General features: G+C 63.2%; 13 protein-coding genes. 4 read left to right on the forward strand and 9 right to left on the reverse strand.

What is annotated here, in order from left to right; genetic code table 11:
* Positions 1-2 precede the first annotated feature (2 nt).
* The 5 genes from CHB64_RS07440 to miaA all read right to left on the reverse strand — a co-directional run bounded on the left by CHB64_RS07440 (position 3) and on the right by miaA (position 4,536).
* Entirely contained in the window at positions 3-515 is a 513-nt protein-coding gene (locus CHB64_RS07440) for a hypothetical protein (protein WP_089411943.1), read from the reverse strand.
* 1 nt (position 516) lies between these two features.
* Complete coding sequence (gene mreC / locus CHB64_RS07445) at positions 517-1,455, reverse strand: rod shape-determining protein MreC (protein WP_089411944.1); 939 nt, start codon at positions 1,453-1,455, stop codon at positions 517-519.
* A 42-nt stretch (positions 1,456-1,497) separates the two neighbouring features.
* Positions 1,498-2,538 (reverse strand): rod shape-determining protein, encoded by a 1,041-nt coding sequence (locus CHB64_RS07450; RefSeq protein WP_089411945.1) that lies wholly within the window; start codon positions 2,536-2,538, stop codon positions 1,498-1,500.
* A gap of 154 nt (positions 2,539-2,692) precedes the next feature.
* Complete coding sequence (locus CHB64_RS07455) at positions 2,693-3,457, reverse strand: TVP38/TMEM64 family protein (RefSeq protein ID WP_089411946.1); 765 nt, start codon at positions 3,455-3,457, stop codon at positions 2,693-2,695.
* 173 nt (positions 3,458-3,630) lie between these two features.
* A complete protein-coding gene (miaA, locus tag CHB64_RS07460; RefSeq protein ID WP_200815272.1) occupies positions 3,631-4,536 on the reverse strand; it encodes a tRNA (adenosine(37)-N6)-dimethylallyltransferase MiaA in 906 nt (301 codons plus the stop codon).
* Positions 4,537-4,562: 26 nt separating this feature from the next.
* On the opposite strand from miaA, the gene serB reads away from it, so the two are divergent.
* Positions 4,563-5,465 carry a phosphoserine phosphatase SerB gene (gene serB / locus CHB64_RS07465; protein ID WP_089411948.1) on the forward strand — a complete coding sequence of 301 codons (903 nt, stop codon included), beginning with the start codon at positions 4,563-4,565 and terminating at the stop codon, positions 5,463-5,465.
* 167 nt (positions 5,466-5,632) lie between these two features.
* Here the strand turns inward: serB and CHB64_RS07470 are convergent, their stop codons facing one another.
* Positions 5,633-6,139 (reverse strand): MerR family transcriptional regulator, encoded by a 507-nt coding sequence (locus CHB64_RS07470; RefSeq protein ID WP_327078521.1) that lies wholly within the window; start codon positions 6,137-6,139, stop codon positions 5,633-5,635.
* On the opposite strand from CHB64_RS07470, the gene CHB64_RS07475 reads away from it, so the two are divergent.
* From CHB64_RS07475 to merA, 3 genes are all read left to right on the forward strand, one after another.
* Positions 6,138-6,527, forward strand: a complete 390-nt coding sequence (locus CHB64_RS07475; RefSeq protein WP_089411950.1) for a mercuric transporter MerT family protein — start codon at positions 6,138-6,140, stop codon at positions 6,525-6,527. The two genes, CHB64_RS07470 and CHB64_RS07475, sit on opposite strands and share 2 nt — an antisense overlap.
* A 12-nt stretch (positions 6,528-6,539) precedes the next feature.
* Positions 6,540-6,872, forward strand: a complete 333-nt coding sequence (locus CHB64_RS07480) for a heavy-metal-associated domain-containing protein (protein WP_089411951.1) — start codon at positions 6,540-6,542, stop codon at positions 6,870-6,872.
* A gap of 83 nt (positions 6,873-6,955) precedes the next feature.
* Positions 6,956-8,380 (forward strand): mercury(II) reductase, encoded by a 1,425-nt coding sequence (merA, locus tag CHB64_RS07485; protein WP_089411952.1) that lies wholly within the window; start codon positions 6,956-6,958, stop codon positions 8,378-8,380.
* A gap of 86 nt (positions 8,381-8,466) precedes the next feature.
* On the opposite strand, the gene CHB64_RS07490 is transcribed toward merA, so the two are convergent.
* From CHB64_RS07490 to hflK, 3 genes are all read right to left on the reverse strand, one after another.
* Entirely contained in the window at positions 8,467-9,846 is a 1,380-nt protein-coding gene (locus CHB64_RS07490; RefSeq protein ID WP_089411953.1) for a Do family serine endopeptidase, read from the reverse strand.
* A 131-nt stretch (positions 9,847-9,977) separates the two neighbouring features.
* Positions 9,978-10,856 carry a protease modulator HflC gene (gene hflC, locus CHB64_RS07495; protein WP_200815273.1) on the reverse strand — a complete coding sequence of 293 codons (879 nt, stop codon included), beginning with the start codon at positions 10,854-10,856 and terminating at the stop codon, positions 9,978-9,980.
* Entirely contained in the window at positions 10,853-12,046 is a 1,194-nt protein-coding gene (gene hflK / locus CHB64_RS07500) for an FtsH protease activity modulator HflK (protein ID WP_089411954.1), read from the reverse strand. The genes hflC and hflK overlap by 4 nt, the downstream gene beginning before the upstream one ends.
* Positions 12,047-12,077: the final 31 nt, after the last annotated feature.

Here is a 12,077-nt window from a genome sequence, read left to right on the forward strand (position 1 = left end):
CCTCAACTCTCCACGAGAACGCGACGATGGAGATGCGAAAAGGCGCCGCTGAAAACCGGATAGACAAGCGCCGTCGTCGCCATCTGGAACGCCAGCCCCCTGATGGGGAGCAATACGCCTGATAACAAACTCATCGCCAGCCACAAAATGACCGAAGCGGCCGCCGCGGCGAACGCGAACCCTAGCCAGACTACACGCTGCTCGCGACCAAGAAAATAGGACCGCTGCGAGAGCACGATATACTGCGTGAAGAGATAAACGGCCGGCCACAGACCAAGCGGCCCGCCGGTCAAAAAGTCCTGCAGGAGACCAATGGCGAATATGCTGGGCGAGGGCAGAAAGTCCGGCGCGTATACTGACCAGAAAAAGACGACGACAAGCGGCAGGATCGGCGTCGGCACGCCCCCGTAGAAAAGGCGCAAGGGCAGCGCCAGCAACAACACGCCAAGCAGGCCGAGAAGCGTCGGCGTCGCCGCCTTCATCAGCCTGGCAAGTCCTTCGGCGCGTCTGTTCATCTCAGTCAGCGCCCGTCGGTCCGACGACAATCGCCCCCGACTCTACCGCGCCCCCCTCGACATCTTCCGCCATCGTTTCAAGCGCTGATGCCGGCTCGAAAGCAGGGAATTCATAGACGAGGATACGCACCATGCGCGTACGCGCATAATTCGCATAAAGATCAACGATCGCCTCGCCGTCGCGCTCGCCAGCGATCACGCCTACCGCTAAACCGCGCGGCATAGTCCCTCCGGAGCCAGAAGTCATCACGCGCTGGCCTGGCGTGAAGGGAATCGGATCGGAGTTCTCTGTGAACCGGATCGCCGGGCGCGCCTTCGTGCGTCCAACGAGAATGCCCTCGACGCCGGCCTCCTCAACATAAACCGGAACGCGGCTTTGAATATCCGTCAACAACAGAAGCCGCGAAGCGTGCGCGCCGACTTCGACGATACGCCCGACCAGGCCCATATCGTCCACCACCGCCTGCCCGCGCCTGACCCCGTCCGCTGCGCCGGCGTTGACCAGCATGGAGCGTGCGAAAGCGTCGTTGGACTCGCCGATGACGAAGCCGTCTATGGGCGTCGCCTCCGGCGGCGCATGATAGGTCTGCAGACGTTCGTAAACGGCGATCGTCTCGCGCAGATGGAGCGCCTCATTCATCCACTGACGCAGCTCGGCGTTCTCCTCGCGCAGCGCCTGGTTTTGCTCGAGCACGTTGAAATAGTCGCGGACGTCGCCGACGAGCCCCTGAATGTATGCGATAGGGCGGGCCAAAACCTCGAGCACAGGCGCAGCAGCGTCGATCACGCTTTCGCGCGCCTTGCGAAAGACAGACGCCTCGGCCGAATAAAGGCTCGACAACAGCAGGACCGCCGACACGAGCATCATCAGCAGCAAAACGAAGCGGGAGTTCGCCTTGCGCCCTAGTCCCTCGCGCCTGTTCTGGCCCAATACATCCATGCGCCGCCTGACAATTTCGGCCCTTAGCGCGGCTCAAGGCCGCTAGATGGCGGACGTAAGGACGCCGCGCATCAGCTTGCTGTTCTCCAGCGCCGCGCCGGTGCCGAGCGCGACGCAGGACAGGGGATCGTCCGCCACAGAAACGGGCAGGCCCGTCTCGTCGCGCAGCACCTGGTCGAGATTTCTGAGCAGCGCCCCGCCCCCTGTCAACATGATGCCGGTGTCGACGATGTCCGCAGCGAGCTCCGGGGGCGTCGCCTCGAGCGCCACCTTCACAGCCTCGATAATCTGGCTGACCGGCTCGGCGAGAGCTTCGGCGACTTGCGCCTCGCCGATCCGCACCTCCTTGGGCACGCCGTGCATCAAATCGCGGCCCTTGATCTGGATGGTCGCGCCCGACCCCTCGGTGGGAATCATGGCCGATCCGATCTCTTTCTTGATCCGCTCCGCCGACGCCTCCCCGATCAGGAGATTATACATGCGCCGGATATAGGCGATGATCGCCTCGTCCATTTTATCGCCGCCCACGCGCACCGACCGCGAATAGACGATGCCGCCCAGCGAGAGCACAGCGACCTCGGTGGTGCCGCCGCCGATATCGACGACCATGGAGCCCGTCGGCTGGGTCACCGGCAAGCCCGCGCCGATGGCGGCCGCCATCGGCTCTTCGATTAGCTCCACTTTGCGGGCGCCCGCCGACAGAGCCGATTCCTGAATGGCGCGACGCTCCACCGCTGTCGCGCCTGAAGGCACGCAGACAACGATCCGCGGGCTCGCGAAAGAGCGGCGGTTATGCACCTTGCGAATGAAGTGCTTGATCATCGCCTCAGCGACCTCGAAATCGGCGATGACGCCGTCGCGCATGGGCCGGATCGCCTCGATCTCGCCGGGGGTGCGTCCCAGCATTTCCTTCGCCTCATTGCCGACCGCGCGCACGATCTTGCGGCCTTGCCGGGTCTCGATGGCGACGACCGACGGCTCGTTGAGGACGATGCCGCGCCCTTTCACATAGACGAGGGTGTTCGCCGTGCCGAGGTCGATCGCCATGTCCGCGGACAGCATGCCGAACAGGGTGGAGAGCATGGATGAATCCTATCGTCGGAGTTTTTTCCCGACGTTTCACTTAACCTTAATGGGTTCCGAAATCGTCAACAAACGCCGTGACCTTTGCGCGTTCTCCGCAAAATGCGCCCTTTCCGCCTCGCTACACGGATTCTGGCCGCGAAAGCGAGCCTCTTCACTCGCCGTCCTTTCGGCGCATTCGAATATATGCCCGCCGCATGAGCAGCAAGAACGCCAGCCAGGCCGGAATAATGAGCGCCATCAGGGCAAGGTCGCGCGGCTCGCGGCTCTGAAAGAAGGCCACCACCGCATGCACGCCCTCCCGCAGGATTGACTGGTCGGGCGCCAGCGCCCCGATCGCGGCGACCAAGGCGATCTTCGGAATGATCCCGACGCCGGTCCCCGCCCAGTACTTCCAGAGGGGGATGTGCGCCGCCCCAGCCGCAGCGTTGACGACGATAAACGGGGCCGACGGCACGACCCTGATGATCCCGCTCGCCATAATCCCGTGCCTGCCCAGAAAATCGATCATCGATTGCGCGCGCTCGCCGCCAAGACGCCTGGCCCAGCTTCCGCCCAGCATATGGCCGAGAAAAAAGGTGAACGTGGCGCTCGCCATAGTGGCGATCCAGGCGTAAAGCGCGCCCGTCGCCGGCCCGAAAGTCAGTACGGTGGCCGTAAACAGCAGGATCTGAGGAAAACCTGTCAACGCCAGCAGCACGTAGACCGAGATGACCCCGACCAGCGCCCAAGGCGAATTCGCGGCGCGCGCGAGCAGGCCCGTCAGTTTCCCTTCCTGGTCGAGATGCAGCCATTGCTGGCCATAGGCGAACATCAGGATGACGAAGACAAGGAGCGCCGCGGAAACGCCGAGCGAGGTCATCGCCCGCGCGTCCATGGAGTTCAGAAAGCGCCCCAGATGGCGCAAAAACTCGAACATTCCGCGGCCCTGTCCGCCTTGCGGCGCCGAATTCAACAAAGGCGACGGCTCGCGCGGCGGACTCGCCCGCTCCTCGCCAAGCTGAGTTTGAGCCGTGTCTTCCGCCCCCCGCGGCCCCGCGTCTGCTTAACGCGCGGAACGGGGGAAAGCAATGGAGGCCGCTGCAACCGGCCTCAGCGGCCGAGGGTTTGACGGACGTGATCGATGGCTTCCCGCCAGTCTCTGGCGCGCGGCCATTCGGCCGCCTGATGGCGGAACCAGGTGAGCTGTCGCTTGGCGAAGCGGCGCGTGTTGCGTTTGGCGAGCACGACCGCTTCGTCGAGCGAGAGACGGCCGGCGCAATGGGCCATCAGCTCGGCCGCGCCGAGCGCTTTCATCACCGGCAGCTCGGGATCAAGCCCGCGCGCCAGAAGCCGACGCGCTTCTTCGATCGCCCCGCGGCGCACCATCTCGTCGAAGCGCTTCTCGCACGCGGCATAGAGGGCCTCGCGCTCCTGCTCGATCACGACCCGGGCCGCTGGAGGCGGAATAAGCGGGGCGCGCGGCGCCGCTTGAAAGGCCGTGAGCGGCCGGCCGGTCGCCTCGACCACCTCCCACGCGCGCAGAAGCCGCTGACGGTCGCCAGGAGCGATGCGCGCGGCGTCAGGATCGCGGCCGACGACCTCCTCCCGAAAGGCCGCGGATCCCAGCGCTTCCAGCCGCGCGCGCGCCTTGCGGCGAATGTCCCCGGGAACTTCGGGGATCGGCGAAAGCCCCTCCTCGAGCGCCCGGAAATACAGTCCCGTGCCGCCAACTACGACGGCGAAGCGGCCTCGCGCTGCAATTTGGGCGATCACGCGCGCGGCCTGGCGCGCCCAGCGCCCGGCCGAGCAGCGCTCCGCTCCGTCGATGAAGCCGTAGAGATGGTGCGGCGCGCGCGCGCGTTCGGCAGGCCCGGGCCTGGCGGAAAGAATGTCGAGATCGGCGTAGACCTGCAGGGCGTCGGCGTTGACGATCTCGCCGCCCAGCGCTTCGGCGAGCGCTAGCGCCGCAGCCGACTTGCCGCTGGCTGTCGGGCCTGCGATAAACACTGTCCGCACGTTCAGTTCATCCGGCATCGGAAAATATGGATACTGTCGTAACGCTGATTAGCAATCCGGCCGCGCCCCGTCTTGATGAGGCGATTGTCGACCGCGCGCGCAAGGCTATGCGCAACGCCGGTTTTGGAGAGATCGCGCAGCGCTGCCTCGCAGAAGGCGTCGCCTGCGACCTGCTGACCGCGGGGCGCCCCAGAAATTTCAAAAGCCTTGCAGACGATGTGCGCAACGCCCTCGCCGGCGCGCCTGTCGACGTCGTTGCGCAGCCGGCCGAAGCCCGCCGCAAGCGGCTTCTCGTGGCCGACATGGATTCCACCGTCATCGAACAGGAGTGCATCGACGAGCTTGCCGGCGTCGCCGGCAAGCGCGCGGAGATCGTCGCCATCACAGAGCGGGCGATGCGCGGCGAGGTCGATTTTGAAGGCGCGCTGACGGAACGCCTTTCCATGCTTGCGGGCCTTCCCGAACAGGCGCTTGAGCAGGTTTTCAGCGATCGGATCACCCTGACGCCCGGCGCCGGAATCCTTGTTCGCACCATGAAGAAATTCGGGGCCCATACGGCGCTCGTGTCCGGCGGCTTCACCTATTTTACAAGCCGCGTCGCAGCAGCGGCGGGATTCGATTTCAACGACGCCAATATACTCGAAATCGAGAACGGCCGGCTCACGGGCCGCGTGGCCGGCAAAATCCAAGGCGGCGCCGCGAAAAAAGCCGCGCTGATGCGTCATGCGGAAAATCTTGGGCTTTCGCTCTCCGAAACGCTCGCCGTCGGCGATGGCGCGAACGATCTTGCAATGCTCGCAACAGCCGGCCTTGGTGTGGCCTTTCGCGCCAAACCGGCCGTAGCGTCGGCGGCAGACGCGCGCATCGAACATGGCGACCTCACGGCGCTTCTGTACATTCAAGGCTATGAATGGAAAGACTTCGTTTGACGCGCCGCATCCGCCGACGCGCGCTTCGTTTCACATGCCCAACCCGCCAGGGGATCATGCCCGTTTTCTCATCACGGCTCGTCGCCGATGCAATGATTTTCCGCTCAACTGCATCAGCGTGCCTTTTTCCTAATCGACGAAGCGAACTGTTATTGGGGGCGCGATTCTTAGTCCGCAATCAGCGCGTCGACGATTGGACACTCGGGTGCTGAACCGGCCGCACAGCCCTTCGATATCGTTTTCAGCGTTTGCTCCAGCTTTTTCAAGTCCGCAATTTTCGCACTCACCGATCTCAGATGCGCCTGCGTCAGCGCATAAACCTCGCCGCAAGTATATTCGGCGGAGTCGATTATTGACAGAAGGCTGCGGATTTCCGCGATGGAAAAGCCAAGCTCGCGGGCCCGCAGGATGAATCGCAATCGGCGCTGGTCATCCTCCCTATAAAGGCGGTGCCCCGCCTGTGTCCGAGCCGGCGGCGGCATCAGGCCGACGTCTTCGTAATAGCGGATCGTTTCGAGATTGCAGCCTGACCGCCGGGCGAGCTCGCCGCGTTTTATAGAGCCTCGCGCCACTGTGAACGTCATAGCGGACTTCTCGCTTGATCCTGTAGTAACCACAGACCTTATGTAAGGACCCAAGCGATGTCGAGCCCTATCGGGAAACGCCGAATCCATGCTGGAAAAAGAGACTGAAATCGCAAAAGCGCGCGCCGGCGACTCGAAGCGCGGCGGCTGGTTTGCCTCATGCGGCTTGGCTGGCGCGCTGCTCGCCTCCGCCTGCTGCGTCGTTCCGCTGGTGCTGATCAGCCTCGGCGTCACCGGCGCATGGATCGGGAGCCTGACGGCGTTCGAACCCTATAAACCGATCTTCATCAGCGTGGCCGTCATCTTTCTCATCGCCGGCTTTTGGCGGGTCTATTTCCACAAGCCCGAACCTTGCAGTGAAGGAACGCTCTGCGCGCGCCCGCAATCGTCCTTGATCACCAAGGCCGCGCTGTGGGTCGGAACCGTTCTCGTTCTACTGGCGCTAACGATCAATTATTGGGCGCCGCTGTTTTACTGAAAGGAGCAGCTCATGAAGAAAGGACTTTTGGTTGGCGCAGCGCTCGCTGCTGCGGCGTTTGGCGGCCTCGCAATCGCCCGCGTCTCGCTATCTTCCAGCGGAGCCGTCGCCGCGACTGAGGCGCGCGAGGCGACGGCGCGATTCGCCATTGAGAATATGACATGCCCGACCTGCCCGATTTCAGTGCGCGCCGCGATGAACCGCGTCGACGGAGTGAAATCCGTTGAAGTCGATTTCGACACTAAGACCGCGACGGTAGTTTACGATCCAGCCAGGACGACCGCCGCCGAGATCGCCGCGGCATCAACAAAGGTCGGCTATCCCGCGACGCAGATTGAAGCATAAAGACGCTGCTGAAGACGCCGCCGGCCGGACGATCGTTGATGGAAATACGGCGCAGGGAAACCGCCTGCGTTGAAGGAGATGATATGTCAGACTCCACCTCGCCGAACGACGCAAAACGCTACGATCTGATTGTCGTCGGCGCCGGGTCGGCGGGATTTTCCGCCGCAATCACGGCGGCTGAAAACGGCGCGCGCGCAGCGCTGATCGGTCACGGAACTATCGGTGGAACCTGTGTCAATGTCGGCTGCGTGCCGTCGAAAACGATGATCCGCGCCGCAGAAGCCATCTATACGGCGCGCGCTGCTAAGCGGTTTGACGGTCTTGCGGGCGAGGCCTGCGTCGCCGATTGGGGCCGTCTCATCGCGGCCAAGGACGACCTCGTCAGGGAACTGCGCCAGAAGAAATATGTCGATCTTCTGAGCTCCTATGACGCGATCGCCTACATCGAAGGGAAAGCGAGGCTCGCCGACGGCGGCGTCTTTATCGACGACGCGTTGATCGCCGCTCCGAAGATCGTCTTGGCGACAGGCGCGCGACCCAAAGTTCCTCCCATACCGGGTCTCGAAAACATCCGCTTCTTGACCAGCACGACGCTGCTTGCGCTCGAGACCTTGCCGAAAAGCCTTATCGTGATCGGCGGGGGATTCATCGGCGCCGAACTCGCCCAGATGATGGCCCGCATGGGCGTTGCGGTGACGCTCGTCTGCCGCTCGCGACTCCTGCCGCAGACAGAACCGGAAGTCTCCGACGCGCTCGCGGAAGTCTTCCGCGCCGACGGCGTGAGGCTCCTTTGCGGCGTCGCCTACGACGCTTGCCGCAAGGATGATACGGGCGTCACGGTCTGCGTGAAGGAGAGCGGCGATCTCGTCGAGCTCAAGGCGGAGAAACTCCTCATTGCGACGGGGCGCGCGCCGAACACGGAGAGGCTCGGCCTTGAAGAGGCCGGCGTCACGCTCGACAAGCGCGGCGCCATCGTCGTCAACGATCATATGCGCACGTCGAAAGAGGGCGTCTACGCCGCCGGCGATGTGACGGACAAGGATCAGTTCGTCTACATGGCGGCGTACGGCGCCAAGCTCGCCGCAAAGAACGCTCTCAATGGCGACCGCCTCGCCTACGACAACCGAACGATGCCGTGGGTCGTTTTCACCGATCCGCAAGTCTCCGGCGTCGGGCTCAGCGAGGCCGCAGCGAAAGCTGCAGGTCACGACGTCAAGATCAGCGTGCTCCCGCTCGGCCAGGTCCCGCGCGCGCTCGCCGCGCGCGATACGCGCGGGCTGATCAAACTCGTCGCCGACGCTAAAACAGATCGCCTGCTGGGCGCGCAGATTCTCGCCCCCGAAGGCGCCGATTCAATCCAGACCGCCGCGCTCGCCCTTAAGTACAACATGACAGCGGCTGAGCTTGGCGAGACGATCTTCCCCTATCTTACCACCGTAGAAGGCCTGAAGCTCGCCGCGCAAGGCTTCGGCATGGATATAACGAAGCTCTCCTGCTGCGCAGGATGAGCGACCTATATCGCAAATGAACCAACCGGCTCCTCATGCAAAAGGGAGATTCGGAATCGAATGCAGAAAGTCGCCGACCATAGCTGTTATGGCCGCAGCAATTCGAAGAACAGCAGATCGCCGCGCTGAACATAGATCTGCACAGGGCCGCTATTGAGGTTGCGCAGCTTCTCCAGCTTGTCCACCGCGGCTTCAGGCCGGGTTATGCGCTCCCACCCGATTTCGAGGATCACGTCCCCCGGCTGGAGAACGATCGCCGCGGGACTATCGGGATCGACCGCCGTCACGACGACGCCTTCGATGTCGGGCGGCAGACCGAAGGCCGCCGTGACCTCGCGGCTAGGTTTCTGCAAAGTAAGCCCCGAACTCTTCATCGCGCCAAGCGGCAAGGCATCCAGACTGGAAGAGGCGGCCAACACCCGTTTTTCGCGCCGATCGAGCCGCACGTCCAAGATGATCCGACGGGAGCCGCGCATGAGCGTCACGCGCGCCGTTGAGCCGACCGGGGTTTGCGCCACAGCGCGCGTAAGGTCCCGGACGCTGCCCACCGGCTTGCGGTTGAACTCCAGGATGACGTCGTTTGGCGCAATGCCTGCCGCAGCGGCTGGACTGTTCGGACGGACGATCGTCACGACGGCGCCGCGGGGCCTGTCGAGGCCTAACTCGGCGGCGCGCTGTGACGTCATTTCTTCGATAGTCACGCCGAGCCAACCGCGGCGGGTTTCGCCATATTCGAGAAGCTGCTCGACCACGGTCGAAGCCAGACCCGCCGGTACGGCGAACCCGACGCCGACGGAGCCGCCTGTCTGGGAATATATCGCCGTGTTGACGCCGATCACCTTGCCCTCGAGATCAAAGAGCGGACCGCCCGAATTCCCCCGATTGATCGCCGCATCAGTCTGGATGAAGTCGTCGAAATTGCCAGCCTCGATATCGCGGTTGCGCGCGGAAATGATGCCTACCGTCACAGACCCGCCGAGCCCGAAGGGATTGCCGATGGCGAGAACCCAGTCGCCGACGCGCGCCTTGTCGGAATCGCCGAACGTCACATGCGGAAAACGTTGGCCGGGCGCATCGAGCTGCAGAACCGCAAGGTCGGTCTCGCGATCCACGCCTCTTATGGCGGCCTTGAACTCGCGTCCATCGTTGAGCGTGACTGTAATCTCATCGGCATTTTCAATAACATGATTGTTGGTCACGACGATGCCGACCGGATCGATGATGAAGCCCGACCCCAACGACACCGCTCGCCCGCCGAACTTGCGCGCGAGCGGCTCAAGCTCGCCCGTTGCAACCGCCCCTTGCACGCGCTGCGCCGTAGAGATGTTCACCACTGAAGGCGTCAACGCTTCTGCGAGATCAGCGAAACTCTCCGGCGCGCTGCGCGGCGCCGCCGGCGCTTCGCTGAAAAACATCGCCGCCCCAACCGCGATGAGAATAATCGCCACCCTGCCGCCGAACATCATTTTCAGCCTCGATCAGCGCCGCGGACTTCCTTACAGGCGCTTCAGGTTAACCTAACACGACGCCACGACAAGGGTCCCTTCGATAACCTGCGCGCGCGACGCGTCAGTCGCGGTCGGCCAGGATCCGGAACCTATCGGCGATTCCCACGTAAGTCATTGAAATAACGGAAGAATTCACTGTCCGGCGACAACACTAGCGTCGTCTCGCCATCCGCAAGAGCGGCTTCATAGGCGACGAGCGACCTATAGAAGTCGAAGAATTCCGGATCCTTGCCATAGGCGGCGGCGTAGACTGCGTTACGCTCGGCGTCGGCGGCGCCGCGGATACGCTCAGCCTCTTCTTCAGCTTGGGACAGAACCTCCGTCGCCTGTCTGTCGGCTTGGGCGCGGATCTGCTTCGCGGCTTCAGCGCCTTCGGAGCGGATCTGCTGTGCGAGTTGTTGGCGCTCGGTGATCATCCGCTGGAACACCGCCTGACTGTTCTGCGGCGGCAGATCGGCGCGGCGAATCTTCACGTCAATGATTTCGACCCCGAGCCCGCGCGCGCTTTCGCCGAACAGATCTCGGATCCGTCGCATCAGCACCGGACGCTGCGTGGTCACGATCTCATCGACGCTGACTTCAGCCAGCACGCGGCGCAAGCTGTCCTCCATCAGCGACAGCAGACGGCGCTCGCCGTCGGAGATCGTGCGCACGGCCTGGTAGAATTGCAAGGCGTCGACGACGCGATAGCGCGCGAAGGCGTCGACCCGCAATCGTTCTTGATTGCTCGCGATAATCTCGATCTCAGCATGATCGAGTTCGCGATTGCGTTTATCGATGAATTGCACGTTCTCGATAACAGGCGCTTTGAACTTGAGCCCCGCCATGGTGTAGACGTTCGTCGGCTCGCCGAACCTCAGCACGATCGCCGAGCGCGTTTCCGGCACGATGAACGCCGCATTCAAGATCAGGAACACAACGATGGCGGCGATGACGCCAACGACGACGATGGAAGCCTGCCGCATCATTGTCCGCCTCCCTGATTGCGTTGGGTCTGACCGCGCTGAAGCTCATTCAGCGGAAGATAGGGCACGACCCCGCCCGCCGCTTCTTCATCGATGATGACTTTGGTCTTGCCGCGCAGAATTTTCTCCACAGTCTCAAGATACATGCGCCGGCGGGTTACATCCGGCGCGCTTTGATATTCCGCAAGTATGGCTTCGAACCGCGCCGACTGTCCGCGCGCCTCCGCCGTGACCCGGGCCGCATAACCACGGGAGCCTTCAAGAATCCGCTGCGCCTCGCCGCGCGCTTCTGGAATCACCCTATTCGCGTAGGCGCGCGCCTCGTTGATGGAGTTCTCACGGTTCTGCTTGGCCGCCTCAACGTCGAGGAAGGCGGCGTTCACTTCTTCCGTTGGCGGATCGGTGTTGAGGATGTTGACGCTCCTTACTTCGATGCCGGAGCGGTATAGGTCAAAAGCTTCCTGCATCAGCGTACGGGTTTGCGCCTGGATTTCATCGCGGCCCGCCGTCTGGATGAACTCAAGCGGATGACGGCCGACGACTTCTCGAATCGCCGCCTCGCCAACGGTTCTGACAACTTTCTCGGGATCGTCGATGTTGAAGATGAACTGCGCTACGGGCGGCAGAACGCCGTCATCGGTGGACTGCAGATCTTCCTTGATTTTCCATTGAACCTGGATGTCCACATCGACGATGTTTTTATCGCCGGTGAGCATCAACCCTTCGAGCGAACCCGCCCGCCGAGCTGTCGCTTCATCAGGAATGATCGTCGGGCGCACCGTCGTCACTTTTTCGAGGCGCGCATTCTGCACAGGAAAGGGAACGTGCCAGTGCAGGCCGGGCCGCTTGACGGAATCATATTTGCCGAAAGTCGTGACGACGGCGAGCTCGTCGGTGTCGACCTGATAAAAGCCGCTGACCAGCCACAGCGCCAGAATTGCCCCTCCCGCATACAGAAGCGCGCTACGCGAAAGGACCGGCCCGCCTCCGCCGCCCTTGCCGCCGCGAGGAAAGGCGCGTTTCAGCCGCTGGCGCGAGGCCTGAAGCAGCTCTTCCAGATCGGGCGGCTCGCCGCGGCCGCGCCCGCCGCCGCCGCCGCCGCTTCCCTGATTGCGCGGGGGCTGCCCCCACGGTCCGCGGGCTGGCCCGCGATCGCCTGAGCCGCGGTTGCCGGAATTGTCTGACCAAGGCATGCGCTTCCTCCCAATCGCCGCACCCGGCCCA

This window comes from Amphiplicatus metriothermophilus (assembly GCF_900199215.1).
GTDB lineage: Bacteria > Pseudomonadota > Alphaproteobacteria > Caulobacterales > Parvularculaceae > Amphiplicatus > Amphiplicatus metriothermophilus.